Annotated in this window: 24 protein-coding genes and 3 pseudogenes; 10 read left to right on the forward strand and 17 right to left on the reverse strand. The window is 69.8% G+C overall.

Going from position 1 to position 23733, the window contains the following annotated elements:
- Nucleotides 1–70 precede the first annotated feature (70 nt).
- Together E1193_RS06200 and E1193_RS32935 are read left to right on the forward strand one after the other, a co-directional pair.
- Nucleotides 71–1063, forward strand: coding sequence for a tyrosine-type recombinase/integrase (locus E1193_RS06200; RefSeq protein WP_132181106.1), 993 nt, complete (start codon nucleotides 71–73; stop codon nucleotides 1061–1063).
- A 230-nt stretch (nucleotides 1064–1293) separates the two neighbouring features.
- A pseudogene (locus tag E1193_RS32935) lies at nucleotides 1294–1662 on the forward strand (NAD(P)H-dependent oxidoreductase); the annotation flags it as partial.
- 230 nt (nucleotides 1663–1892) lie between these two features.
- Here E1193_RS32935 and E1193_RS32425 read toward each other — a convergent pair.
- The 7 genes from E1193_RS32425 to E1193_RS06240 all read right to left on the reverse strand — a co-directional run bounded on the left by E1193_RS32425 (nucleotide 1893) and on the right by E1193_RS06240 (nucleotide 9222).
- Nucleotides 1893–2429 carry a hypothetical protein gene (locus E1193_RS32425; RefSeq protein WP_132181110.1) on the reverse strand — a complete coding sequence of 179 codons (537 nt, stop codon included), beginning with the start codon at nucleotides 2427–2429 and terminating at the stop codon, nucleotides 1893–1895.
- Nucleotides 2419–2811 (reverse strand): carboxymuconolactone decarboxylase family protein, encoded by a 393-nt coding sequence (locus E1193_RS06215; protein ID WP_132181112.1) that lies wholly within the window; start codon nucleotides 2809–2811, stop codon nucleotides 2419–2421. Before E1193_RS06215 ends, E1193_RS32425 begins: the two co-directional genes overlap by 11 nt.
- Nucleotides 2812–3072: 261 nt before the next feature.
- Nucleotides 3073–3585 (reverse strand): aromatic-ring-hydroxylating dioxygenase subunit beta, encoded by a 513-nt coding sequence (locus tag E1193_RS06220; protein WP_132181114.1) that lies wholly within the window; start codon nucleotides 3583–3585, stop codon nucleotides 3073–3075.
- The gene (locus tag E1193_RS06225; protein ID WP_243707320.1) at nucleotides 3582–4901 is read right to left on the reverse strand and encodes an aromatic ring-hydroxylating dioxygenase subunit alpha; all 1320 of its coding nucleotides are present in this window, start codon (nucleotides 4899–4901) and stop codon (nucleotides 3582–3584) included. Before E1193_RS06225 ends, E1193_RS06220 begins: the two co-directional genes overlap by 4 nt.
- Nucleotides 4898–6064 carry a glycosyltransferase gene (locus E1193_RS06230; RefSeq protein WP_132181118.1) on the reverse strand — a complete coding sequence of 389 codons (1167 nt, stop codon included), beginning with the start codon at nucleotides 6062–6064 and terminating at the stop codon, nucleotides 4898–4900. Before E1193_RS06230 ends, E1193_RS06225 begins: the two co-directional genes overlap by 4 nt.
- A 923-nt stretch (nucleotides 6065–6987) precedes the next feature.
- Nucleotides 6988–7422 carry a DUF6194 family protein gene (locus E1193_RS06235; RefSeq protein ID WP_132181120.1) on the reverse strand — a complete coding sequence of 145 codons (435 nt, stop codon included), beginning with the start codon at nucleotides 7420–7422 and terminating at the stop codon, nucleotides 6988–6990.
- 90 nt (nucleotides 7423–7512) lie between these two features.
- The gene (locus E1193_RS06240; RefSeq protein ID WP_132181122.1) at nucleotides 7513–9222 is read right to left on the reverse strand and encodes an acyl-CoA dehydrogenase family protein; all 1710 of its coding nucleotides are present in this window, start codon (nucleotides 9220–9222) and stop codon (nucleotides 7513–7515) included.
- Nucleotides 9223–9330: 108 nt separating this feature from the next.
- On the opposite strand from E1193_RS06240, the gene E1193_RS06245 reads away from it, so the two are divergent.
- Nucleotides 9331–9789, forward strand: coding sequence for a hypothetical protein (locus E1193_RS06245; RefSeq protein ID WP_132181124.1), 459 nt, complete (start codon nucleotides 9331–9333; stop codon nucleotides 9787–9789).
- Here the strand turns inward: E1193_RS06245 and E1193_RS06250 are convergent.
- From E1193_RS06250 to E1193_RS06260, 3 genes are all read right to left on the reverse strand, one after another.
- On the reverse strand, nucleotides 9786–10394 hold the full coding sequence (locus E1193_RS06250) for a thymidine kinase (RefSeq protein ID WP_243707323.1): 609 nt from the start codon (nucleotides 10392–10394) through the stop codon (nucleotides 9786–9788). The genes E1193_RS06245 and E1193_RS06250 overlap by 4 nt on opposite strands.
- A gap of 161 nt (nucleotides 10395–10555) precedes the next feature.
- Nucleotides 10556–11941 carry an MFS transporter gene (locus tag E1193_RS06255; protein ID WP_132181128.1) on the reverse strand — a complete coding sequence of 462 codons (1386 nt, stop codon included), beginning with the start codon at nucleotides 11939–11941 and terminating at the stop codon, nucleotides 10556–10558.
- A gap of 17 nt (nucleotides 11942–11958) precedes the next feature.
- Nucleotides 11959–12726, reverse strand: a complete 768-nt coding sequence (locus tag E1193_RS06260; protein WP_132181130.1) for a glycerophosphodiester phosphodiesterase — start codon at nucleotides 12724–12726, stop codon at nucleotides 11959–11961.
- 118 nt (nucleotides 12727–12844) lie between these two features.
- Here E1193_RS06260 and E1193_RS06265 point away from each other — a divergent pair, with 118 nt between their 5' ends.
- The 3 genes and pseudogenes from E1193_RS06265 (at nucleotide 12845) to E1193_RS06275 (ending at nucleotide 14705) form a co-directional block, all read left to right on the forward strand.
- Nucleotides 12845–13300 (forward strand): helix-turn-helix domain-containing protein, encoded by a 456-nt coding sequence (locus tag E1193_RS06265; protein ID WP_243707321.1) that lies wholly within the window; start codon nucleotides 12845–12847, stop codon nucleotides 13298–13300.
- Nucleotides 13301–13348: 48 nt separating this feature from the next.
- Nucleotides 13349–13486, forward strand: a pseudogene (locus tag E1193_RS32940) (DUF4180 domain-containing protein); the annotation flags it as partial.
- 385 nt (nucleotides 13487–13871) lie between these two features.
- A complete protein-coding gene (locus E1193_RS06275; RefSeq protein WP_132181132.1) occupies nucleotides 13872–14705 on the forward strand; it encodes a nitroreductase/quinone reductase family protein in 834 nt (277 codons plus the stop codon).
- 26 nt (nucleotides 14706–14731) lie between these two features.
- Here the strand turns inward: E1193_RS06275 and E1193_RS06280 are convergent, their stop codons facing one another.
- A complete protein-coding gene (locus E1193_RS06280) occupies nucleotides 14732–15505 on the reverse strand; it encodes a lysophospholipid acyltransferase family protein (protein ID WP_132181134.1) in 774 nt (257 codons plus the stop codon).
- Between the two features lie 177 nt (nucleotides 15506–15682).
- Between E1193_RS06280 and E1193_RS06285 the strand changes: the two genes are divergently transcribed.
- Nucleotides 15683–17095 carry a cytochrome ubiquinol oxidase subunit I gene (locus tag E1193_RS06285; protein ID WP_132181136.1) on the forward strand — a complete coding sequence of 471 codons (1413 nt, stop codon included), beginning with the start codon at nucleotides 15683–15685 and terminating at the stop codon, nucleotides 17093–17095.
- 14 nt (nucleotides 17096–17109) lie between these two features.
- On the forward strand, nucleotides 17110–18108 hold the full coding sequence (gene cydB, locus E1193_RS06290) for a cytochrome d ubiquinol oxidase subunit II (protein WP_132181138.1): 999 nt from the start codon (nucleotides 17110–17112) through the stop codon (nucleotides 18106–18108).
- 107 nt (nucleotides 18109–18215) lie between these two features.
- Here the strand turns inward: cydB and E1193_RS06295 are convergent, their stop codons facing one another.
- Nucleotides 18216–18899: a hypothetical protein gene (locus tag E1193_RS06295; protein WP_132181140.1), complete on the reverse strand. Its 684-nt coding sequence runs from the start codon at nucleotides 18897–18899 to the stop codon at nucleotides 18216–18218.
- Nucleotides 18900–18967: 68 nt separating this feature from the next.
- The gene (locus E1193_RS06300; RefSeq protein ID WP_132181142.1) at nucleotides 18968–19429 is read right to left on the reverse strand and encodes a peroxiredoxin; all 462 of its coding nucleotides are present in this window, start codon (nucleotides 19427–19429) and stop codon (nucleotides 18968–18970) included.
- Between the two features lie 108 nt (nucleotides 19430–19537).
- Between E1193_RS06300 and E1193_RS32945 the strand changes: the two are divergent.
- Nucleotides 19538–19702, forward strand: a pseudogene (locus E1193_RS32945) (SDR family NAD(P)-dependent oxidoreductase); the annotation flags it as partial.
- An 893-nt stretch (nucleotides 19703–20595) separates the two neighbouring features.
- Here the strand turns inward: E1193_RS32945 and E1193_RS06310 are convergent.
- The 4 genes from E1193_RS06310 to E1193_RS06325 all read right to left on the reverse strand — a co-directional run bounded on the left by E1193_RS06310 (nucleotide 20596) and on the right by E1193_RS06325 (nucleotide 23357).
- A complete protein-coding gene (locus E1193_RS06310; protein WP_132181144.1) occupies nucleotides 20596–21051 on the reverse strand; it encodes an HD domain-containing protein in 456 nt (151 codons plus the stop codon).
- A gap of 232 nt (nucleotides 21052–21283) precedes the next feature.
- On the reverse strand, nucleotides 21284–21877 hold the full coding sequence (locus tag E1193_RS06315) for a hypothetical protein (RefSeq protein WP_132181146.1): 594 nt from the start codon (nucleotides 21875–21877) through the stop codon (nucleotides 21284–21286).
- An 11-nt stretch (nucleotides 21878–21888) separates the two neighbouring features.
- Nucleotides 21889–22443 (reverse strand): papain-like cysteine protease family protein, encoded by a 555-nt coding sequence (locus tag E1193_RS06320; protein ID WP_165945655.1) that lies wholly within the window; start codon nucleotides 22441–22443, stop codon nucleotides 21889–21891.
- 620 nt (nucleotides 22444–23063) lie between these two features.
- Nucleotides 23064–23357 (reverse strand): hypothetical protein, encoded by a 294-nt coding sequence (locus tag E1193_RS06325; protein WP_207922588.1) that lies wholly within the window; start codon nucleotides 23355–23357, stop codon nucleotides 23064–23066.
- A 172-nt stretch (nucleotides 23358–23529) separates the two neighbouring features.
- Here E1193_RS06325 and E1193_RS32430 point away from each other — a divergent pair.
- A partial coding sequence (locus E1193_RS32430) for a hypothetical protein (protein ID WP_207922589.1) occupies nucleotides 23530–23733 on the forward strand: 204 nt, incomplete at its 3' end.

Raw genomic sequence — 23733 nt, forward strand, 5'->3', positions numbered from 1 at the left:
GCCGGCCGGCTCACGCCTCCCTGGGCGCGCCTCGTGGTGAAACACCACCGCACCTGGGAACCTTTTTCACATGCGTTCCGACCTTGTCCTGCCCGCCACCGCGAGCCGGCCGGCGCTGCCGAGCGCCCCGGTCGACTTCACCGAGGCGTGGCTGCGCAACCGGCGGCTGTCGGAGCACACCCGCGACGCCTACCGGCGGGACATCGCCGGTTGGCTGGCCTGGTGCGACGGGCGGGAGCTGGACCCGCTGGCAGCCAACTTCCTCGACGTCAACGCCTACGCTCGGCAGTTGGAGTCCACCGTGGGCGCGCGGAGCGGCCGCCCGCTGACCCCGGCGACCGTCGCCCGCAAGCTGTCCGCCCTGTCCAGCTGGTACGAGTTCCTGGTCAGGCTGCGGGCGGTCGAGGCGAACCCGGTCTCCGGCGCGGACCGGCCCCGTGTCGACCGGGACCACTCGGCCACGGTGGGGCTGACCCCGGAGGAGGTGGACGCCCTGCTGGCCGCCGCCGATGCGGACACCGGCCCGACCGCCGCCCGCAACCGGGCCGCGATCGCCCTGCTGGCCGACCTGGGGCTGCGGGTCGGGGAACTGGTCTCACTCGACCTGGCCGACCTCGGGGCCGAGCGGGGGCACCGCAGCGTGCGGTTCGTCGGCAAGGGCGGCAAGCCACGCCGCCGGGCGCTCACCCCGGGCACCGCGTACGCCCTGGACGCGTACCTGGCTGCCCGGGCCGCCGCCGCGGCAGTGCCGGTCGAGCGGCTCACCGGGCCGCTGCTGGTCACCGCGACCGGTGCGCGACTGGACCGGCACTCGGTGTTCCGGCTGGTCCGCCGGCTGGCCATGGCGGCGAGGATCCCGGCGGCGGCGAGGTTGTCGCCGCACTCACTGCGGCACGCCTTCGCCACCACCGCCCGCGCCGAGGGTGTGCCGCTGGAGGACGTGCAGGACGCGATGGGCCACGCCGACCCGCGCACCACCCGGCGGTACGACCGGGACCGGCACAACCTCGACCGCGACCCGGCGTACGTCATCTGGGCGGCCCGCGCCCGCCGTCGCGGCTGAGGCGGCCGGGCACCAGCGGCGCCGGGATGATCGACTCCTGCACCGACACCTGGCACGAGCGACAGAGTGAGGCGTCACGAACCCGACGGCGGCGAGGGCGGCTGCTCGTGATTCTTCGATACCGCCTCGGCTCAGTTGTGGGTAGGTTGAGGCGGCCCAGTGCGCGGCCACGGGGGCTTCGTCAGGTGACCGTTCCTGGGTGGCGCTGAGCGGACAGGGGAGGCCCTCGGATGAAGATCGTTGCGTTGTCCTGCACGCAGAAGCGTCTCCCATCGCTGACCGACGCGCTGCTCGACGCGGCGATTACCGGCGTCGTCCGGGAGGTCAGTGACGCGGAGATCCAGCGGATTCGGTTGATCGACCATCGCATCGCGATGTGCGAAGGCGAGGACACCTGCCTTGATCCCGAGGTCGGCCGGTGCACGCTCGACGACGACTTCGAGCATGTCGTCGATCTGGCCGAGGGTGCGCAGGCGATGCTGCTCGCCATGCCGGTGTACGCGGGAAACGTACCCGCGGTGCTGAAGATCTTCCAGGAACGCTTGAAGAGCTTCATGAACGCCGGGCAACGCCCGTTCGGCAACCTGCTGGTGGGGACGATCGTGCATTCGCGCACGATGCTGACCGAGCCTGCACTGGGATCGTTGTTCCCGTGGTACCTGCGCCTACGGAACAAGAACGTGGCGTCGGCGTGCTTCACCCAGAACGATCATCAGGACCTGACCCGCACCGCGGCGCTCGACCTGTGTGTGGCCGTTGGCCGGCAACTCGGCATGACGCTCGACGGCAGCCGGTCGCCGGCCAACGGCCGCACGGCACTGCCACTGGTTCAATCACCGGCTCGTCCGCGGTGCGGTGACCCGGCCGCGTCCTCTCCTGGAGCGTGCGGAGATTCCGCGCGCCAGGTGCACCCGTCGCCCGCCTGTTCGCACGACACCGTGACGTCCGGTTCCACGTAGCGGTCGGCGATGGCGGTGTTGAGTGCCTGGCAGTACGGGCACGGTGACGAGAAGGTCAGCACGACGCCGGCGAGAGCGGCCTGTTTGCGGTACCGGAGGATCCCACAGTCGGCGTTGCGCAGGACGGTGCCCGAGGGCTGGGGCTCACTGGTCACTGCCGAGTCGTACAGCAACAGCTGACGCTGCAGCCGGGTCATGAAGTGATCGGAGGCGGATACCCCGGCGGGCCGTTGCGCCTGCAGCAGCTCCGCGGTGATGCGAGAGTTTGCCTGGATCCACGCCGCCAGACCTTCTTCGCCGTGCTCTCCCAGGATGAACTCCTCTGCGGCCGCCTGGGCCTCGAAGAACCGCTGGCGCCACAGGTCGACCTTCTCGGCAGGGTCGAGGGGAGACGGTTCACTGGTCATGGTCCGCCTCCCCTCCGGTGGCGCCGTCCAGCTCGGCGAAGACCTCCTGGGCGACGCGCAGCCCGTTGTTGGCGACCGGCCAGCCGCCGTAGTAGGCGAGCTGAATGATGACTTCGACGATCTTCTCTCGCGGCATCCCGAGGTGCAGGGCGGCACCGATGTGGCCGCGCAACTCCCAATCGGTCCGCGCCAGCGTGACCGCGGTCAGCGCGACCAGTTCGCGCTCCTCGACACTCAGGTGCGGGCGGGTCCAGATCTCACCGAACAAGTGGTCGACAGTGATCTGCAGGAACTCCGGGTAGGAACCCGGGCGCGGTGCGCGGCCGAAGACCTGCTGGAACATGGCCTCACCCCGCTCATGTCGGGCAGACGGCTGATTCATCGATCAACTCCTTCGTGTTGGCCGAACAGGTGTCAACGTCCACGACGCCACGAAGGCGACGACCAGCAGCGCGGCGCCGCTGCCGAAGGCGGCCGGAACACCCACCCGCTCGGCGACGAGCCCAACGACGACCGGTCCGACCACGGCGTCGACATGACGCAGCCGCCAACGACACTGAGGACGCAGACCTCGCGAGGGAGACTCGGCGGGGCGGCGGCAACGGGTGCGACGCTGCCAGGGCCGGCCGCCGTCACTGTCCGGTCACAGGATGATGCTGAGTTTCCCGTGCTCGTACAACGTCTCGTGGTCGAGCACCACGACCCGTCTCCGGACCCGGAACGACTCACCCTCGACGACGAGCTCGAACCGGCATTTTCCGACGTAGGCGTCAGAGCGCCCGTGCCCGAACCGGTACACGATGACATTCGCCGCCACCTCGAGGTGCGTGCCCAGATCGGTCAGGATCTCCACGTTGCTGATCATCCGATTCGTCCGCGACCGAGGGTTCTCGCACCACACCTCACCGTTGAGGAGTTGTTCGATCCGCTGGCGTAGCCGGGCAGCATCGTCGTCGATGAGCCCGAGCGCGTCGGCCGTCTCGCCGCGGACGTCGGTGGCCGGCACCGAGTAGCGGATGTCGTCGGTCAGCATCTCGTCGTACCACTCGAGCAGGCGCCACTCGTCGAGCAGCCGCGCCTCACGGAAAAGAAACTGGCTCACCCTGTGCCACAACCGCACCTGGGCCGCTTCGTCGACCGTCAGCTCGGTGGTCATCGTGGTCCTGCCCCTTGCATCTCGGCCCGGTGAGCGGCCTCGAGGTGACCGTCGTCGCCGTGCATCAGCCGGTCCCACTGCCGCCAGAACTCGCGGGCGGGAAGTTCGTCGGTCGTCTCCGGGATCTCCTTGTTCATACCGCGTGACAGATCCGAGTAGCGGACCGTGCGGTTGAGATAACCCCGCTGGCACGACTCGACGATCTCGATGTCGTCGGGAGTGGCGAAGCCGGCGGGACCGAGGAACGTCAGGTAGTGGCTCTTGCGGAGCTTACGGATGTCGGGATCCTCGTCCTTGGGGGCCAGGGCGACCGAGGTGATGGCCAAGTGGCCGGCGCCGACCGGGTCGATCTTGCGTATCGTGATCGCGATCGCGTCGATGATCATCAAGTTGGGGAAGACCATCAGCGCACGATTGGTGCCGGTGATCCGTTCGGCGCGTTCGGCGCCGAATCGGTCGACGAACCGTGCGGCCGTCGCCTCGATCCGCGGCCGGACCTCGGCGCCGAACATCGGCGTCCAGTAGGCGAGCGGTCGGGCTGCCGCCGGTGGCAGCTCGTTGGCTCCATGCCCCAGTCCGAGGGCGCGGCCGAAGCCGCCTCGTCGTCGTGGTGGCGCCGACCCCAGCGACTCCATGTAGCTGACGTAACGCTTGTGCAGGGCTCGGAAGTGGTAGATGTCGACGCTGTTCTCCATCATGAGCTTCCAGTTGGCCCGAGCCCCGTGGAGCTGCGCACCTTGGATCACCTCCATCCCGACCTCGGACTGGTCGTCGATCAGATCGAGGTACTCCGCCGCACCCGCCAGGTACTCGGTCAAGGTGCGCGGCTGCTCCGGATCGAAGGTGACGAACACGAAACCGCGGTAACTGTCACTACGGTGCTGCGCCAGGCCGAAGTCCGCCTTCCGAAAGCCTGGCCCGTACCCGTCCGGGATCGGGACCCCGACGAGATCGCCCTGGGTGGAGAACGTCCAGTCGTGATACGGGCACCGAAACGATCTGGCCTGCCCGGCCGACTGCGAGCAGATCAGAGCCCCGCGGTGGGTGCAGCTGTTCGCGAACACCCGGATCACCCCGTCGGACCCGCGTGCCATGACCACCGGGCGCCCGCCGACGTCACGTGCCACGTAGGAGCCCCACCCGGGCACCTCCGATTCGTGCCCGACGTACAACCAGCAGCGATCGAAGATCCTGGTCATCTCCCGTGCGGCCAGGTCGTCGTCGGTGTAGGCGCGGCGATCCACCCGGAACGAGAGGCGCTCAGGATCATCGACCACGATCGGGTCACCCACCGGCCGCTGCAGTTCGATCGTCACTGCTCCCCCTTTCGCTGTAGCGTCTCGACCGTGCTGATGACCAGCTCGGCCGTGCGGACGGCAGAATCGCCGCACTCCGGCTGCGCAGCGCGCAGCCGGGCCCGGTAGTCCCGGGCGGGATCGAGCAGATCGGTGACGGCGTCAGCGACCGCCTGCTCGGTGACGCCGGCCGGCTCCAACGCCGTCCCGAAGCCCGCGCTTCCCACGAAGTACGCCTGGATAGGCTGATCCACAGCCAGCGGGATCACCAGCATCGGTGTCGCCGCCCGGATCGACTCCGCCACGGAGTTGTACCCGCCATGGGTGATGAACGCGTCGGCGCGCTCGAGCACCTCACGTTGCGGCAGATACGGGGCGGTGAGCACTTCGTCGGGCAGCGCGAGCTCCTCGGCGAGATCTCCTACCGCAGCGATCACCTGTGCACCGGTCGCCGCCGCCCCGGTGATCACCGTGCGCAGCAGGTCCGGCCGCCGGTAGAAGATCGTGCCGAAGGAGACGTACACCACCGGGCGGTCCGGGTCGATCCGATCCAGGCCCGAGAAGGCGACCTCGTCGCCGCGGGTCCCCGCCGCACCCGGCAACCCGACCAGCTGCACACCGTCGTCGGTGACCGCGTCGTCCCCGACGAGAGCCGGAATCGTCGGCATCACATTGAGAATCGGCGAACGCGCCGAATGAGTCCGGCTCGACCACAACACCCCGTGTTTGGTCAGATAGTCGCCGACCTGCTCGTCGTACGGCCAGCGACCTCGTCGATGCTCGCGTGGGCATACTCCACCCAGGTTGGCCCAGATCATCCCGAACGGCACGCCGGAGGCGTGTGCGCCGACCATGGCCGACGCCGTGACCGGCAGCGAATCGACGAGCACGAAGTCCGGCGCCGTCGCACGGAGCGCGTCAGCTGTCTGGTCTGCCACCGGCGACGACTGGAGCATCGGGCCGATCTTCGCCGGGTCGCCGCTCCACGGCGCCATCTCGACCTGCCCGATCGCGTGGACCTGCACCTTGCCCAAGGCCTGGCGGCGCTGCTCGTCGAGCGCGCCACCGTCCGCGGACAACAGCAGCAACGCAACCTCACTGCCGGCAGTTTGGAGCGCATTGACCACCGGAACATACGGGTTCAGGTGACCATGTTGAGTCGTGGTGAGGAGGGCGACGCGCATCAGATCTCCGATCCATCGAAAGAAGACGACCAGGCCGACTCAAGATCTGACTCTGGATGGACCACAGCAGCCACGACCGCGACACCCCCACTGCCTTCAGAAACGAGTCGAGACGGCGACGCACGAACGGCAGAACTCCGCTTCCGGACAGGCGAGAACGCCCGGCAGGCGAAAGGGACATCGGCGTCCAGGTACTGCTATAATGATCTACGCATTCCCCACCATCGCTGAGGGGACACATCGGTCGACGCTACTCGGAACAACCTCGAAACAACCGGGTTCACCACCTCGCCCCAGGCAGTTTCGCAAAGCCTGCCGGGATGTGCAATCGATGTCAATGCCTCGCAATTGTCAATGCCACCACCCTGCTGGACGCAACTTCGACCGTGCTCTGCCTCGGCCTCCAACCGGCGCCGCGCCGACTCGGCGTCGGCGGGCCGACGTCCGGCCCTTACCAGTGAGAATCTGGCCTAACGGGACTTCTCCGAGCATTAGCCCTCAAGGGCCACGCCATCCAGAATGTCGCGGAGCGCCCGGATGTAGAGGTCTCGATGAGCTGCGGCGGTGAGCCGCGGCCGGGCGCGTCGCCCTTCTTGGTCATATCGAGTGCCGTCGAATCCCAAGCCGTCGCACGCCGACAATCTATGCAGTCACGACGAAGGCCGTTCAACACTCGAGACGGCCGAACGGCCTTTCGCGACCCTCTGTCACCAGCAGCCCCGCCGACCCTATGTCCGTCCGCTGGGCATTCGACGCCCGACCGGGAGGATTCTCGGATCACCGCCGGCATGGTCGGCGGCCCCGGCCCGACCTGGGCTCACCAACCACCTTCGGTTCCCTACGTCCTCGACCCGGAGTGGCGGGCCAGGGCCGGTAGTGGTGCCTCGCACCGCTACCGGCGTACCTGACACCTCCTGCCAGGTTCAGGGTTTCCGGCGGCGGTGGTTGTCGTACTTGCGGACGGCGAACGCGTACGCCTCGACGAGCAGCTCCCGGACCAGGTCTGCGGTGTTCTCGCCGGGGGCGACCACGCACACCCAGTGCTGCGGCGCGTACACCGGGTGCGGCAGCAGGGTGTCCACCGCGTGGTGGTCCACGTCGACCGGGACGGTGGGAAACAACTGTGCGTACCGGTCCCGGGTCAGGCCGACGCTGAGCCGCCACGCGCCCGGTCGGTCCAGGGCCGAGAAGTTGTCGTACTCGTGGTCGCCGGTGACGATCGTGGCGAACGGCATCCGCCGCACGTCGGGCAGGTCCCGCTGCGGGTCGTAGATGAAGAAGGTGTCGCCGTGGGCCTCGGGCGCGTCGACCCCGGCGAAGGTGGCGTGGATGTAGCGGATCATCTCATCAGCGGTCATGCTTCAATTTTCTCTCTGAAGCTCCTTATGAGACTTGACTCGAAATGCGCGCACAGCTACCAGTTCAGGTCCCAACTGCGGGGAAACCTGTCAGCAGAGCGTGTCGAGGTGCTCGTGCGCCTCGGTGGCGATGTCCTCGTGCCGCAGCCACCGCCGCGCCCACAGCCGGGCGGCCACCTCGGCCCGCCCGTCGCCCCACGCGGCCTGCTCCACCAGCAGCGCCGCCGCCAGCGCGTACGCCATCCGCAGCGCCAACCCCCGCGCCCCGGCGACCACCGCGACGGCCTGCGGGTCGGCGCTGGCCTCGGCGAGCCCGTCGCGCAGCTCCCGGGTGACCGTGGCGAGGCTGTCGGCCAACGCCGGTGACAGCGGGCGGGCCAGGTCGATGGCCTCGGCGAGCCGGCGCAGCAGTGGACTGCCGGCGTCCTCGCGGGTCACCGCGCGCAGCACGTCCACCGCGAGCACGTTGGTGGTGCCCTCCCAGATCGGCAGCACCTGCGCGTCGCGCAGCAGCCGGGGCACGCCGGTGTCCTCGACGTACCCGGCGCCGCCGAATGCCTCCACGTACTCGCTGGCGGAGGCCACGGTGAGCCGGCCGGTGGCGAGTTTGGCCAGCGGCGCGACCACCCGCAGTTCGGCGGCGGCGGTCGGGTCGGCCCCGACCTCCACCCGGCCGAGCAACGCGAACGCGTGACCGGCGAGCACGAACGCGCCGGCCGCGTCGACGGCGAGGGCACCCAGGGTGGCTCGGTGCAGCGGGTTGTCCGCCAACGCTCCACCGGCCACGTGCCGGACCCGCGCGTACGCCCGAGCCCAGGCCAGGCCGCGTCGCATGCCGCTGGCCGCGGCGTTGGCGTTGTGCACCCGGGTCACCACCACCAGGGTCATCGCCCGGGCCAGGCCGGGCGCCGCAGGGTCGCCCAGCGGCACCGCGTACGCGTCGTGCAGCCCGATCTCGGCGGTGGGCAGGGCCCTGGTGCCCAGCTTGTCCTTGAGCCGGTGCACGGTGACCCCCGGGGCGGGGGCGTCCGCCGCCACGGTGGCCCCCGCCAGGGGTGAGTCGGCGGCGTAGCGGGGGACCAGGAACGGCGCGAGCACCCGGCTGCCCCGGCCGGCGCCCTCAGGACGCGCCAGTGCCACGGCCACCGGCGCGTCGGCGGCCGAGCAGAACCACTTCTGCCCGGTCAGCCGCCACGACCCGTCGGCGGCGGGCCGGCCGGTGGTGGTGGAACGGGACAGGTCGGAGCCGCCCTGCGACTCGGTCATCCACTGCCCGGACACCACCGCCGTGGCCGGGTCGGTGGAGGTCAGCCGGGGCAGCCAGGCGTCGCGGACGCCCGCGTCGACCTCCGGCAGGCTGAGCAGGGCCGCCGCGCCGTCGGCCATCGCCACCGGGCAGGAGAACGTCGCCGACTCCGGGGCGTACAGGTGCAGCAGGGCGTGCTGCACGACCCGGGTCGCCGCCCCCCACGTGCCCCGCGCGGACTCCAGATAGGGCAGGGCGACGACGGCGTGCCGGGCGGCAGCGGCGCGCTGGGTGCGCCACCCGGCGGAGGTGTCGATCCGGTCGACCCGCGCGCCCCACGGGCCGTAGCGGACCAGGGTGGGCGGGTGCGCCTCGGCGTCGGCGTGCGCGGCGCGCAGCGGGCCGGTCACGTCGGTGGACAGGTCGGCCAGGCGGTGACGCGCGGCGGCGTGCCCGGCCGGGCCGAGGTGCCGCTGCAGCCAGGATCGCAGCAGCGGGTCGTCGGCGTACGGGTCGTCGCCGGGGACCGGTGCCGGCTGCACGTAGCGGCTCATCCGTCGCTCCTTCTCCGGGTGTTCGCCGACGGTAGACGATCGCGTGGGCGGCGCGACAGCAGCGATGTGCCTGCGGGAGGGCACAACGGGCGCATACGGTCGCAGGTGATGGGCGGCGAGCAGGGATGGACCCGACCGGCCCGGCCACGCCGGCCGGTGCGGACCTCTCTGCTGCTCGGTGGCTTCGCGATCATCCTGTGCCTGGTCGGGGTGGCCGGATTGGGCGCGTGGAACGTACAGGTGGTCACGGGGGCCAGCGGCCCGGTCCGGCAGACCGTTGACGGGTTCCTGCGAGAGTTGTCCGCCGGTGAGGTCGAGCGGGCCTACGACCGGCTCTGCGCGCGGGCCCGCGAGCGGTGGAGCGAGGTCGGCTTCACCGGCTGGGTGCGTACCCCGCCGGTGGTCACCGGCTACGAGGTTCAGCGCGTGTCGGTGCGGACGAAGGCCGGCCGCCCGGTCGGCGAGGTGGCCGTCCGGTTGACCCGCGAGGGTGGGGCCGGTGAGCAGCGGACCGTGTCGGTGGTGAAGGAGGACGGCGGCTGGCGGGTGTGCGGGGATCCGTTCTAGGCGCGCGGGCCGAGGTCGCCGGAGCGGTAGTGGCGCCGGCACAGCACCTGGTAGCGCACCTCGGCGGTGTGCACGGTGTCGCCGATGACGACCTGCTCGCCCTCGCGGGCCACCCGCCCGCCGACGACCCGGGCGTTGAGCAGCCCTTCCCGGCCGCACCAGCACAGCACCTCGACCTGGATGCGCGCCACCTCGTCGGCCAGCTCGAACAGCCGCTGCGCGGCGGGGAACAGGCAGGAGCGGAAGTCGGTGGCCAGGCCGAAGGCGTACACGTCGACGTCGAAGCTGTCGACCAGCTCGGCCATCTGTTCGACGTGCGCGACGTTGTAGAACGACGCCTCGTCGCAGATCAGGTAGTCGACCCGTACCCCTTCGGCCCAGGTGTCGCGGACCAGGGCGCGCAGGTCGAGGGAGTCGGTGACCTCGACGGCGGAGTGGGCCAGACCGATGCGGCTGGTGACCTGTGGGCCCAGCGACCGGTCGATGCGGGTGGTGACCAGGCCGCGACGGCCCTGCCGAGCGTGGTTGTAGTTCATCTGCAGGGCCATCGTGGACTTGCCGCAGTCCATCGGCCCCCAGAAGAACTTCAGGGCGGCGGCGTGCAGCGGTCGTCCGTCGACGCCCCGGGCGGCGGCGCATCCGGTGAGGCCCTCGTCCGGGCCCGGGAGCGGGCGGGCCAGGCAGGTCGGGGTGGCAGCGGCGTCGTCGGTCACGTCGGGGCAGCCTAGCGGATCGACCCGGCCGATCAGGCCGCAGCGGTGTGTCGCTAGAGCACCCGGGGTGGGGTGTTGCCGGCGGCGATGATGGCTCGCCGCATCGGTACGGCGGCCAGCAGCGCGAACCCGACCACGAAGAAGATCAGCAGGGAGACCAGGCCCACCCGGTAGGAGGCGGTGAGCTGGAACACCAGGCCGAAGGCGAGCGGTCCGAGCCAGCTGGTTCCCTTGTCGCTGATCTCGTAGAAGCCGTAGTACTCGCCCTCCTTGCCGGCGGGAATGAGCTGGCTGAACAGGGACCGGCTCAGCGCCTGGCTGCCACCGAGGACCAGGCCGATCGCGGCGCCGAGGAGCATGAACTGCAGCGGCGCCTCGGCGGGCAGCCGGAACGCGGCGATGATCACACCGGTCCACAGCGCCAGGGACAGCAGCACCGTCTTCCACGCGCCGATCCGCTGGGCCAGGGCGCCGAGCAGCAGCGCGCCACCGAAGGCGAGGAACTGCACCAGCAGGATGGTGACGATCAGGGTGCTCTGCTCCAGCCGCAGTTCCTTGGTGCCGTACTGGCTGGCCAGGGCGATGACGGTCTGGATGCCGTCGTTGTAGACCAGGAACGCCAGCAGGAAGAACAGCGTCAACGGGTACGCCTTCATCTGGCGCACGGTGCGGCCGAGCTGGCGGAACCCGTCGGTGAGCGGGTTGCCGCCGGCCAGCGCGGCGGTGGTGGTGGGCTGTTCCCGCAGCCAGCGCAGCGGTACCAGGGTGAACACCGCCCACCACACTCCGGCCGACACGATCGACCATCGCGCCAGGTCGAGGGTACGTGCCGGCTGCCCGTTGTCCAGGCTCTGCACGGCGACCAGGTTCAGCGCCAGCAGCAGACCACCGCCGAGGTAGCCCAACGCCCAGCCGCGGCTGGATATGCCGTCGCGGTCGTCCGGGCCGCCGAGCTGCGGCAGGAACGAGTTGTAGACGACCACCCCGGCGCCGAAGGCGACGTTGGCGACGACGAACAGTGCCCCGCCGAGCAGGTAGCGCTCGCCGGTGACGAACAGCATCGCGGTGGTCGCGCCGGCGCCGGTGAACGCGGCGACGGCCAGCAGCGGCTTCTTGTGCGCCGACCGGTCGGCGATGGCGCCGACGACCGGCAGCACGAACACGGTGAGGAACACCGACAGCGACACCAGGTACGGGAAGTACGACCCGGCCGCCACTTTGATGCCCAACGGGTAGACGTGCCCGGCGCAGGTGTCGGCGCCGAGCTCGCAGCCGGCGGCGAGTTCGGTGACGGTGGTCAGGAAGGGGCCGAGGAAGACGGTGATGACCGTGGTGGAGAACGCCGACATCGCCCAGTCGTAGAAGTACCAACCGGTGCGTTCGCGGCGGGTGCTGCCCGGTGGCGGGTTCTGCACCCTAGGGGCAACGGTCTCGGCCATCGGATCCTCCGCCGGGTTCAGGCAGCCCAGTGGCCGCGGCTGCGGTAGACGTCGCGCAGCACGCCGACGTGATCGGTCATGATGCCATCCACTCCGAGATCAAGTAAGTCGTGCATCCGGGCGGGGTCGTCGATCGTCCAGACGTGCACGTGCAGGCCGAGCCGGTGGCAGTAGGCGAGGAACCGGCGGTCGACCACCGGCACCCGGCCGTAGCGGGGCGGGACCTGCGCGGCGACGACCGACTCGGGCAGCCGTATCCGTCGCCCGTGCAGGGACGCCATCCGCAGCCGCGCCACCCCGCGCATCCCGAGGCTGGTGGCGATCCGGCCTGCGGTCAGGGCCCGCAGCCGGGCCAGCCGGGCGTCGCTGAACGAGGCCAGCAGCACCCGGTCGGCCGCGCCCGCCCGGGTCACGGTCGCCACCGTCGGCGCCACGCCGCCGTCGGCCTTGACGTCGATGTTGAACCGGACCCGCGGCCAGGCCGCCAGGATCTCGTCGAGCCGGGGTACGACCGCCGCGCCGCCCACGCGTACCGAGGTCAGGTCCGCCCAACGCAGGTCGGCGAGGCGTCCCCGCCGCCCGGTGAGACGTTGCAGGGTGGCGTCGTGGAACGCCACCGCCACCCCGTCGGCGGTGGCGTGCACGTCGGTCTCCACGTACCGGTAGCCGAGGCCGACCGCCCGGGCGAACGCTTCGGCGGTGTTCTCGTCACCGTCGGCGGCGCCGCCGCGGTGGGCGAAGGCCAGCGGCGTGGGGGAGTCGAGGTAGCCGGACCGGGTCAGCACGCGAGGCAGTATGCCCGCCTGTCGTGGCCGGCAGGTGACCGGCTGACGACCATTGCCGTCGCGCCGCCCGCCACACAAATTTCCCTATCACTCCTTATAATGCTTCAATGACAGCCTGATGAGTGACGACATGTATTCGGTGGAGCAGGTCGCGGAACGCCTCGGTCTGCACGTTCGGACCGTTCGCGGCTACATCCGGTCCGGCCGGCTGAAGGCGACACGGATCGGCAAGCAGTACCGCATCGCCCGCGCCGACCTCGATACCCTGCTCGGCCGTGCGACCCCCGCCGCCCGAAACGCCGCCCCGGCCCTGGAGGTGGCCAGCATCGTCACGGTCGACGGGGTCGACCGGAGCACCGCCGACCGGCTGGCCACCCTCGTGCTGGCCAGCCTGAACAACCCCCGACCGGCCGCGCGCCCGCTGCGCGCCCAGACCGTCCACGACGAGCAGCGGCACCGGATGAAGTTCGTGCTGATGGGCGACGCGGCCGCCACCGCCGAGGTCCTGCACCTGCTCGACGCCGTGCTCGCCGACGGCGCCGGCCTGCTGACCGGGGAGGACGAGAACGCCTGACGTGCTGCAGGACCGGGCCGGGGGTGCGGGTCCTGGTCTGCGGCGGTCGTCGGTGACATCTCCCGACACCTGGCCACCAGCGCCGCCCTGCGCGCCCTGGTCCACGAGTCCAACCGCGCCGACCACGTCTGGTTCGTCCCCGACCTCGACGCCCTCGACGCCAGGCTGACGGCCACGGCATCCTGATCGGTCAGCCCCGAAAGCAGGCCCGGCCACCGTTGCGGGGCAACCGGGGCCGAACCTGCCTGGCGGTGCCCGGTGAAGCCGGCGGGGCGCGCACCGAGGTGACCGACGACGGACGGCACGGCGATTGACCGGGGCGCCAACCGGGACCTAGGGTCGACGCCGTGACTGCCGGGTCGGCCATCAGAGGCCATCAGCGGACAGGGCACCCGGCTGGCACGTGAGCCACGGGTGGGCCCGCGGCCCGCCGACCACCGCCGCTGACCGCTCGTTGCGGGCGTCTCACTCTTCCCGTCGCCGACGCACGTCGTCGGCCGCGTCTTCGTGCCTTCCTCCACCCACCGCGCCGCCGCGCGGCGCCCACGCCTTCCCGGGAGTACCCACGCGCATGCCGAACGACGTCAATCACGCTGTCATCGAGGAGTTCCGCGCCAACGCCGGCCGAGTCGGGGGCTGGTTCGAGGGAGCACGCCTGTTGCTGCTCACCACCACCGGAACGCGCACCCGCGCCCCACACACCACCCCGCTGGGCTACCTGCCCGACGGCGGGCAGCGGGTGCTGGTGATCGCCTCCGCCGGCGGCTCCCCGGAGAACCCGCAGTGGTTCCGCAACCTGCTGGCCCACCCGTTGGTCACCGTCGAGGACGGGGTCTTCACCTACCCGGCCCGGGCCGAGGTGCTCACCGGCGACGACCGAGACCGCGCCTTCGCCCGCGCTGCGGAGGCCGACCCGGGCTGGGCCGAGTACGAGCGTCAGTCCGGCCGAACCCTGCCGGTGGTGGCGCTGTCACCCGTGCCGGGCCCGCCCACGCCGCCGCCCGGCCCGCCCGGCGCCGCGCTGACGGCGGTGCACGACGCGTTCCGGCGGGAACTGGCGCTGATCCGGCAGGAGGTGGCCACGGCCGGGCCGACGGTCGGCGCGCAGCTACGGGTGACCTGCCTGACCCTGTGCGAAGGGCTGCGCGGGCACCACCAGCGCGAGGACGCCGGCATATTCCCCTGGCTGGCAACCCGCCGCCCGGATCTCGCCCCGGTGCTGGCCCGTCTCGACGCCGAGCACCGGGCGATGGCCGCGCTGCTGGACGAGCTGCGCAGCGTCCTGGCCACCCCGGCGGTGGACCGGCAGGTACTGCGCGCCGAGGTGGAGCGCCTCACCGGCCAGGTGGAGGCACACCTGGCGTACGAGGAGGAGCACCTCGTACCGATCCTGGACGCCGGCTGACCATGGCCGCCGACGCCCGCCGGGACTCAGCCCGGTGGGCGTCGGCGGTGGGCGCGGCTGGTGTCGACCGGGCGGCCCGGGTCCACGTGCCGGGGCCGGTCCGGTTCGTGCGGGCGCAGCGGCACGAGGGTGTCGGTGATCGCGTCGATGATCCGGTCGGTGCCGAGCCGGGCGACGCCGGGCGCACCGGGGGACAGGTCACGCAGGTCGAGGGGGTCACCGAAACGGACCCGGATCACCGGGCGGCGCAGCAGCGCGCGAGTGATGCCGCGCAGCATTCCCTTCGGCGCCCGGTAGGGGAGTACCTCGTGGGAGCCCCAGTGGGCGACCGGCACGATCGGGGCGCCGCTGGCGAGGGCGAGCCGGGCGGCGCCGGTCTTGCCGCGTTCGGGCCACATACCGGGGTCGAGTCCGATCCGCCCCTCGGGGTAGACCAGTACGACCGATCCGGCGGCGACGGCCACGCTGGCCTCGTCGAGGGCCCGGTGCGCGGCGGCGGTGCCCCGGTCGACGCGCAGGTGGCCGGCGTGACGCATGAGCGGGCCGATCACGGGAGCGCGGAACAGCCCGCCGGTGGCCATGATCCGTGGTGCGACGTCCCGGGTGCGGCAGGCCGCGGCGAGCACGATCGGGTCGAACGGGCTGATGTGGTTGGCGGCCAGGATCAGCGGACCACGGCGCAGACACCGCGGTACGTCGCCGGTGACCTCGAGCCGGGCGAGCAGGGCGACGGCGGCGAGGGCGAGGGCCTGTGCGGCACGCCAGAACAGCGGCGGCCGCCATGCGGTGGGGGTCTCCATCAGGAGTGGATGGTCGCACGGCGTGTCGACGAGCGGAGAGCACTCCGGGCCGCGCGCGGCAGAGGTGATCAAGGTCATTGGTCCCGGACCGGTTCGAACCCTCCGACCCCGCCGCATCCGCTACGACAGCAAGTAGTATTTACTACGTCTTGTAGTACGACTTTCAGGGGGTCACCGGTGGACGCGTTGGACGTCGCCCGCTGGCAGTTCGGTGTCACCACCGTCTACCACTTCCTCTTCGTGCCATTGACCATCGGACTGTCGGTCCTGGTGGCGATCCTGCAAACGCTCTGGCACCGCACCAGCAACGAGCGCTACCTCAAGCTCACCAGGTTCTACGGCAAGCTCTTCCTGATCAACTTCGCGATGGGGGTCGTCACCGGCATCGTGCAGGAATTCCAGTTCGGCATGAACTGGAGCGACTACTCCCGGTTCGTCGGCGACATCTTCGGCGCCCCGCTGGCGATCGAAGCCCTCGTCGCGTTCTTCCTCGAATCCACCTTCATCGGCCTGTGGATCTTCGGCTGGGACCGGCTGCCCCCACGACTACACCTGGCCAGCATCTGGGCCGCCGCCATCGGCACCAACCTCAGCGCCTACTTCATCCTCGCCGCGAACTCCTTCATGCAGAACCCGGTCGGCTACCGGATCAACCCCGACACCGGCCGCGCCGAACTGACCGACTTCCTCGCCGTACTCACCAACAAGGTCGCGCTGATCACCTTCCCGCACACCCTCGCCGGCTCCTTCCTCGTCGCCGGCTCACTCGTGCTCACCGTCGGCCTCTGGCACGTCATGCGCCACCGCGACAGCGCCGACACCAGCACCTACCGCTTCGCCACCAGATTCGGCGCCTGGGTCGTCATGGCCTCCACCGCACTGGTCCTGATCACCGGCGACATCCAGGGCAAAATCATGACCCAGGTCCAGCCGATGAAGATGGCAGCCGCCGAAGGCCTCTACACCACCGAAAGCCCCGCCTCATTCTCCGTACTCACCATCGGCAGCCTCGACGGCAGCCGCGAACTGTTCGCCATCAAGATCCCCTACCTGCTGTCGTACCTGGGCACCGGCGACCCCCACGGCACCGTGCACGGCATCAACGACCTCCAGGCCCAGTACGCCAACCAGTACGGCCCCGGCAGCTACACCCCGATCATCCCGGTGACCTACTGGAGCTTCCGATTCATGGTCGGCTTCGGGCTGGCCGCCGCCGCCATCGCCCTGCTGGTCCTCTGGACCCACCGCAAGGGCCGCACCCCCACCAGCCCCTGGCTGCTACGCGCCGGCCTCATCCTGCCCGTGCTGCCCCTGCTGGCCAACTCCTTCGGCTGGATCTTCACCGAGATGGGCCGCCAACCCTGGATCGTCTTCGGCGAGATGCTCACCCGCAACGGCGTGTCCCGCAGCGTCTCCCTGACCGAAGTCCTCACCTCCTTCACCGCCTTCACCCTCATCTACGCCACCCTCGCCGTCGTCGAGTGCAAACTGCTGATCCGCTACGCCCGCGCCGGCGTCCCCGACGTCACCCCCACACCCGTGACCGACGACAACGACGACACCGAGCGCCCCCTCGCCTTCGCCTACTGACCCCGGAGCCCACCGTGGACCTGACCACCATCTGGTTTCTCCTCGTGGCCGTACTCTTCACCGGCTACTTCATCCTCGAAGGCTTCGACTTCGGCGTCGGCATGCTGCTGCCCGTCCTCGGCCGCGACGACCGGGAACGCCGCGTCCTGATCAACACCATCGGCCCGGTCTGGGACGGCAACGAGGTCTGGCTGATCACCGCGGTCGGCGCCATGTTCGCCGCCTTCCCCGAGTGGTACGCCACCCTCCTCTCCGGCTTCTACCTGCCACTGCTGCTGATCCTGCTCGCCCTCATCGCCCGCGGCGTCGCCTTCGAATACCGGCACAAGCGTCCCGAACCGCAATGGAAACACCGCTGGGACACCGCGATCTTCGTCGGCTCCCTCGTCCCGGCGCTCCTGTGGGGCCTCACCTTCGCCAACATCCTGCGCGGCGTACCCCTGGACCCCGACCACGAATACGTCGGCGGACTGCTCGACCTGCTCAACCCCTACGCCCTGCTCGGCGCAGCGACCACCGCAGCGCTCTTCCTCACCCACGGCGCGGTGTTCATCGCCCTCAAGACCACCGGCGACATCCGGGAACGAGCCGGCACCCTCGCCGTGCGCCTCGGCACCGGCACCGCCGCCGCCGCTGTCGCGTTCCTGACCTGGACGCTGACCATCCGCGCCAGCGCCGCCGCCGTCGTGCTCGCCGTCGGCGCGGCCCTCGCCCTGCTCGGCGGACTCGCCGCCGCCCGGGTACGCCGCGAAGGCTGGGCCTTCACCGGCACCGCCGTGGCCATCGGCCTCACCGTGGCCACCCTGTTCGCCGCCCTGTTCCCGACCGTGCTCCCATCCACCCTCGACGCCGCCGGCACCCTGACCGCCACCAACGCCGCCTCCACCCCCTACACCCTGACAATCATGACCTGGGTGGCGGTCGTGTTCACCCCGATCGTCCTGGCCTACCAGGGCTGGACCTACTGGGTGTTCCGCAAACGAATCGGCGTCGGAAACATCCCACAACACTGATCCGACCCCGGCCACCCGCACCGAACGGCAGGTGGCGGTGTCCCCAGACCAGAGACACCGCCACCTGCCGCGATCCAGAACCGATCAACCACCCACCGGCGGAACGGTCAACCCGCCTCGCGCAACTCCGCCAACCGCGCCTCGATCTCGGCCAGCTCAGCGCGCAGCTTCTCCGCCTGCTGCTCGGCCTCGGCCCGCTCCGCGGTGAGAATCTGCTCCACCGCCTCCTGCACCCCCGGCACGTCCACCAACGCCACCATCCGCAACGCCTCGGCCGGCTTCACCACGTACGGCTTGGCGAGCGCCTTCGCGCCCTGCTGCGCCGCCACCGTCCACTCACCTTCGGCGTAGGCGAGCGTGACCGTCAAACCCGCCGGACCCTTCGGCTTGGCCGCCTTCACCGAACGCCGCGCGGCCGGTTTCGCCTCCACCTGCTGCTCCACCTTCGACTCCTCCCGACGAGGCGCCGGCACCGGCGGCGTGTCCAACACGAACTCCGGCTCCACCGCCGTCTCATCAGCCGGCGGCTCCGGCTTCGCCTCCACCGGCCTGCGCCCCGCCCCCCTCGGGGCGATCGCCACATCGGCGGGGGAGAAGGGCAACTCGTCCCTACCGAATCGCACCACCACGAACTCGTCGGAGACCGTCGGGTCGGTCAACTGCACCACCTGGCCCAACTGCCCGGCGATCTGCCCCGCCGAAGCGGTGAACACCACCTTGGGCCTGCGACCCGCCGCCAACGCCTCCCGGATGCTCCGTACCTCGTCATCGGACAAACCCTGGCCCGCCATCACAGCCCTCTTCCGTACACGTGTTTGAGTCTCGCCCTTGATACCAGCCGGCTGCGACAGAGAAAAGATCAACCCCCGAGCGCCCGCAAGGCCTGATCAGCATGGCCATTCATGTCCAGCTCACTGTGAACCACCGCCAGAACCCGACGATCCTGCCCGATCACGAAGGTCAACCGCCGCGTGCTCAACGGTCCCAACGGCAGCCGCCGCCGCGCCCCGAACACCTCGGCCACCCGCCCGTCGGCATCCGACAGCAGCGGAAAATCAAACCCGTGCCGCCGGGAGAACTCCGCCTGCCGCTCCACCGCATCCCGGCTGACGCCCACCCGCTGCGCGCCCACCGCCGCGAACTCCGCCGCCAGATCCCGGAAGTGACAACTCTCCACCGTGCACCCCCGGGTCATCGCCGCCGGATAGAAGAACAGCACCACCGGACCGGCCGCCAGGAACTCCGACAGCCGCCGGGGCGTCCCCGTCTCGTCCGGCAACTCGAAGTCCCCGACCAGATCCCCGACAGCAACACCGCTCACCACGCACCTCCGCCTCGCCGCACCCGACGCGCAGAGCCTAGGCCCCCACCCGCACACCAACCGGCGGGTAGGGTCACCACCGTTCGGCCGGGGCAGGGGAGAGGTCCGTTGACGGTCACCATCATCACCGGCGGCAGCCGCGGCATCGGCGCCGCCACCGCCCGCCGACTCGCCACCGACGGCCACCACATCGCCGTCGGCTACCGCCACGACCACACCGCTTCGATGGGGTTAAGGCTGTCCGGCCGGATGCACGTCTCAATGAAGCCGGCGACCTAGAAGTCGAGCGCGTCAATCAGCCAGGCGAGTGGGTCGTGGTTGGACGTCACTATCTCGTCCACAGGAAAGACGGTCAGACAGGCGACTGATCAGCGCGACCGGACGGCCGAGCGCGTTCGGGCCGCACGGGTGGGGCTCCGTCAGTGACAGCTTCCTGTGGCTACGTTCGACGCATGAAGGATCTGAACCTGTGACCAGAGCTGCAACGAAGCGGTTCGGTCGCGACGCCTGCCGAACTACCCGTGGAGCGCGGAGGAGCCGACGCGAAGCGGCCCCGGACCGCCAAGGTCCAGGGCCGCAGAGGCAGGTCACCGACCACGAAGCTGGGTGACAAGCTGGTCACGCTCGGCTGGAGTCAGCCGCACCTCGACGGACTCACTCTTGTGCTCAGTGACGACAAGCTCGATCTTGCCGCTGATGAAGGTGTTGTTGACGGCTCGACCTGACCACCGTCAGCCAGCTGGATAGCGCAAGTGCTGTAGGGCATGCCCGTCTCCTTCGCGTGAGGGCGGGTCGCTCACCCACCGGCAGTCCGTAACTCGGTCAGAACAGGTTGATGATCCGTTCTGGGATCGCCACAACAAGCGGGCTGGCGGATGAGCTACTGCCGGCGCTACGGTCGTTCCGCTGAATTGGAGTTCCCGATCCGCTCACCGCCGGGAGGCGGTTAGTCACCCGCTTCCCGGCGATGGCATGTGCGGACTCAGTCAGCAGCGGTCGTCTCTGTGAATGAGGTTGTCAACATGCGCCGGGTATCGTGCGCCTGCGCAAGGAGCCGGTGACTTGTTTGCGGCAGCTGTCGCACACGATCGCCACGCACAGCAGGGCTTCTGGCTCGCCATCGCGGGGAACGATCTCGATCACTGGGCCTCCGTTCGTGGTCGCGGTTAGCCGCGCGAGGCGGCGGGGGCGAGCAGGACGCGGCGGGCACGCTCGTACTTGCGGCGCAGGCGTTCCGCCACCTCGTCAGGCAGCAGCGCCAACCGTGCTGGGTCGCTGTTCGTCTCGTTGTCCGCGAGCTTGATCAGGCGTCCGAGCGGATGCGCGGCGGCGCGGCGGATCAGGTCCGAGTACGTTTCGCCCTGCCGTCGGGTGACGGCGTCCACCGCGGACACCACCTCATCGGGGAAGCCGGCGGCCCGCAGGTCATCCAACGTGACAGGGGTGTCCTCGACGACGTCGTGGAGGAGCCCGGCCATGATGGCGTTGTCGCCGTGACCCTGGGCGGCGAGGATCGCCGCAACGGCACGCGGGTGGTTGATGTAGGGGCGTCCGGCCTTGTCGACCTGGCCCCAGTGCGCGACGGCAGCAAGCGTGTCCGCGTCTTGGACGGTTCGGATCATCGGCCGACCTCCCCGGATGTAGATGGTCCGGCAGGGCTGGACCGCTCGACCAGATGCCCCGACATCGTGAGACGGTCGAGCCTCAATATCCGAGGCCAGCTCGTAGATCTGGAGCAGAGCCGGAGCCGAACTGGCGGTGTGTGGATGACTTGCTGTGACAGGCCATCCACACCACCCCAAGGTCGTCCTCGTTCGTGTGGCCGGTTAGGGAGCCGGTGCTCCCTGGTCCCTTCTACCGGTTGGGCAGCGGTCGGCCTGCTCCCTGGCCGGGTCCGCTGGCTCCCCGGGCGTGGGCGGCGAGTTCCCGGAAGAACACCGGTGGTGGTACGACCTTGCCCTCGCTTCCGATCGGTGAGGGCGCCAGCGGTATCAGCAGGTCGGTGTTGGGTGAGTGCAGCCACAGGGCCATCAGGTACAGCGCGGGGATCCGCAGCAGCCGTAATTCGAAACCGGCTGTCGCGAGCTGTGGCAGTGCCCGTGCGGCCTTCACCGCGGTCGCGGTGGCTCCCACGTACGGGCCTTCGTTGAATGATGGTGGACGAGCGCCTTCCGGTGTTTCCGCAGTCTCGGCGCTGGCGATCACCTCGCCGCCGGACTCGAGCAGGAAGCGCCAGCCCCCCGGGCGCGCCCGCTCCAGGCCGCCACCGGCCTCGACATCGTCGAGGCCCATGGTGAACACCTGGTGTGGGGTGGACACCTCCACCTCCTCGGGGGCAGCCGCACCCAGCGCAGGCAGGCCCATGCCTCGAACTCCAGCGACGCGGCCGAGCTTGGCGCGTGTCTCCTCGCGCATCCGCCCCGGCGGCTCAGGCATATTCAACGGCATTGGGAACCTCCTTAGGGCTGAGATTTCATAGAAGCGGTCCAGGTGCCATTGGTTTTGTACTTGTCCCGCAACTCCTCGTACGGGATGATGTACGTGCCGTCCCACGGATCATGCACCCAGACATCTGTCACGGTGCCATCTGCGAGGTGGCTATGCCCGAAGATGTTTACTATGTGGCCGCCACCGCCCGCCCACGCAATATTCACGAGAACCGGCCGGTTGCCGGTTACTTCTTGCGCGATCTCTTGCTTCGGTAGCACTCCGAGCCTCGGGCCGTCGGCCTTGTGCCCGACTTTTTGCAGTGGCCCTTCGTCCGGCCACCAACCCTCATTGCAGTTCCAAGGCCCCCCATTGGGTCCGCAGCAATCGAACTTTGGCTGGCCAGGGTTCTGCGTGAACCATCCGCTGTATTTATCGTTGAGCACCGCGGTGGCCAGATTGCACTGGGTCCAATCGGTCCCCTTGTTGTAGTGATGGGCGACGCTGACAGTAGCCGCGTTCCAGCACCACATTCCTTTCTGCTGCAATTGGCCCACATAGCCGGCGAGTGCCTGGAATTGGGTCATCCGACGTCCTTTCACTATGTCGGTCGGTGCCGACGACGCGCCCCAGGTGGCGGAACTCGAAGTATGCCACATGGGGGCCCGGGCATTTCGAAATCATCATTCGGCAGCTGTCGGATGGGCGCTTTGTTCCGGTTCGCTGGATATGCACACGGCAGTTGTGAACATCATTGTTCAATTATTGTCGCCCAGCCGAACAATGAGCCTCCCGCGTGACGGTTCGTGTCGCTGGCTGATCAGGTGGTGTGGTCGCGCTCGAAGTGCAGGAGCACGAGGGCGGCACCACGCCGGCAGGTCCGAGGCCGGCGCGTGCGTCGACGGCCAGGAGGCGACGGTCAACCAGCGCATCGAGGCGGCGTGGGGTGGCTCGGATGCGTAGTCTCAGCGGCAGCCACACCAGTCCGGATCTTGCCGGAACGGCCGGCGTGGCCTGGCCAAACGCGCCAAGATCGATCAGTGAATAGTCCGTGGACGGCGACAAACGGCGGCTGAGGGTGACATCCGGCTGCGCAGGTCGACTGATCGACGTGGGAGCGTATCCGCTGGTCAGACGTCGTTTTGGCTGATCTTCGAGGTGCCCCTGACAGGATTCGGCAGATGGACCTTGGGGTGCTGCCGCCCGGTCAGCTGCCCTGGACGCCGTCGAGGCGGAGGACGAGCAGATCCATGGCGGGCCCCACTCTGGTCCTTGGGCTACCTGCCGCCACCCGGCGCGTGCGGGGGCGTCTGGGTTGGAGGCTAGGGTGGCCCACGGTTCGGGCCGGGTCAGCGAGCAGCCTGCGCATCAGCTCGGCGCCGATGCCGTGGCCGCGCCGGTCGGGCTGCACCAACCACTCCATCACCGCGAGCTTCTCGGCGCCCATCACCTCGGCGGCCGGATCCTGGTCGACGTTGCGCCACCACCGACCAGCGGGCATCGTCCACCCGTACGCCGCCCCGATCAGCGCGTCGGGAACAGGGGAGCGGCCGTGGTCCCGGCGCGCAGGGTGTAGATGACGGCCATGGCGTGATGGTAGGTCGCAGCGCGCCGTGGTTTGTGTATTGCGTAACGCCTTCGCGGTCAGCCGCGCTGCCCGGGCGAATGCCCCGATGGTCAACAACTGCACGCCGGGCATCCTCCTCGCACCGGCCGCGGTGACCGGCACGCCCAAGGCTTTGGGCAGCCCCAAGGGTAAAGGTCAAGAGCGAAGGCTGCACGCTCCGGTGCTTGGCGATCGTCGCGTCCGGCATCGGCATCACCGCCCCGCCGGCGGTTCGATAATGCACATTATGTCAAGTAGGCTCGTCGAGGCC

Origin of the sequence: Micromonospora sp. KC606 (assembly GCF_004348675.1) — a bacterium.
In the GTDB taxonomy this organism is placed as follows: Bacteria; Actinomycetota; Actinomycetes; order Mycobacteriales; family Micromonosporaceae; genus Micromonospora.

Coding starts and splice junctions, on each gene's coding strand:
- E1193_RS06200 (WP_132181106.1), top strand. CDS start 71: ATGCGTTCCGACCTTGTCCTGCCCGCCACCGCGAGCCGGCCGGCGCTG.
- E1193_RS32425 (WP_132181110.1), bottom strand. CDS start 2,429: ATGACCAGTGAACCGTCTCCCCTCGACCCTGCCGAGAAGGTCGACCTG.
- E1193_RS06215 (WP_132181112.1), bottom strand. CDS start 2,811: ATGAATCAGCCGTCTGCCCGACATGAGCGGGGTGAGGCCATGTTCCAG.
- E1193_RS06220 (WP_132181114.1), bottom strand. CDS start 3,585: ATGACCACCGAGCTGACGGTCGACGAAGCGGCCCAGGTGCGGTTGTGG.
- E1193_RS06230 (WP_132181118.1), bottom strand. CDS start 6,064: ATGCGCGTCGCCCTCCTCACCACGACTCAACATGGTCACCTGAACCCG.
- E1193_RS06235 (WP_132181120.1), bottom strand. CDS start 7,422: ATGACCGCTGATGAGATGATCCGCTACATCCACGCCACCTTCGCCGGG.
- E1193_RS06240 (WP_132181122.1), bottom strand. CDS start 9,222: ATGAGCCGCTACGTGCAGCCGGCACCGGTCCCCGGCGACGACCCGTAC.
- E1193_RS06245 (WP_132181124.1), top strand. CDS start 9,331: ATGGGCGGCGAGCAGGGATGGACCCGACCGGCCCGGCCACGCCGGCCG.
- E1193_RS06255 (WP_132181128.1), bottom strand. CDS start 11,941: ATGGCCGAGACCGTTGCCCCTAGGGTGCAGAACCCGCCACCGGGCAGC.
- E1193_RS06265 (WP_243707321.1), top strand. CDS start 12,845: ATGAGTGACGACATGTATTCGGTGGAGCAGGTCGCGGAACGCCTCGGT.
- E1193_RS06275 (WP_132181132.1), top strand. CDS start 13,872: ATGCCGAACGACGTCAATCACGCTGTCATCGAGGAGTTCCGCGCCAAC.
- E1193_RS06280 (WP_132181134.1), bottom strand. CDS start 15,505: ATGGAGACCCCCACCGCATGGCGGCCGCCGCTGTTCTGGCGTGCCGCA.
- E1193_RS06295 (WP_132181140.1), bottom strand. CDS start 18,899: ATGGCGGGCCAGGGTTTGTCCGATGACGAGGTACGGAGCATCCGGGAG.
- E1193_RS06310 (WP_132181144.1), bottom strand. CDS start 21,051: ATGATCCGAACCGTCCAAGACGCGGACACGCTTGCTGCCGTCGCGCAC.
- E1193_RS06315 (WP_132181146.1), bottom strand. CDS start 21,877: ATGCCGTTGAATATGCCTGAGCCGCCGGGGCGGATGCGCGAGGAGACA.
- E1193_RS06320 (WP_165945655.1), bottom strand. CDS start 22,443: ATGACCCAATTCCAGGCACTCGCCGGCTATGTGGGCCAATTGCAGCAG.
- E1193_RS06325 (WP_207922588.1), bottom strand. CDS start 23,357: ATGCCCGCTGGTCGGTGGTGGCGCAACGTCGACCAGGATCCGGCCGCC.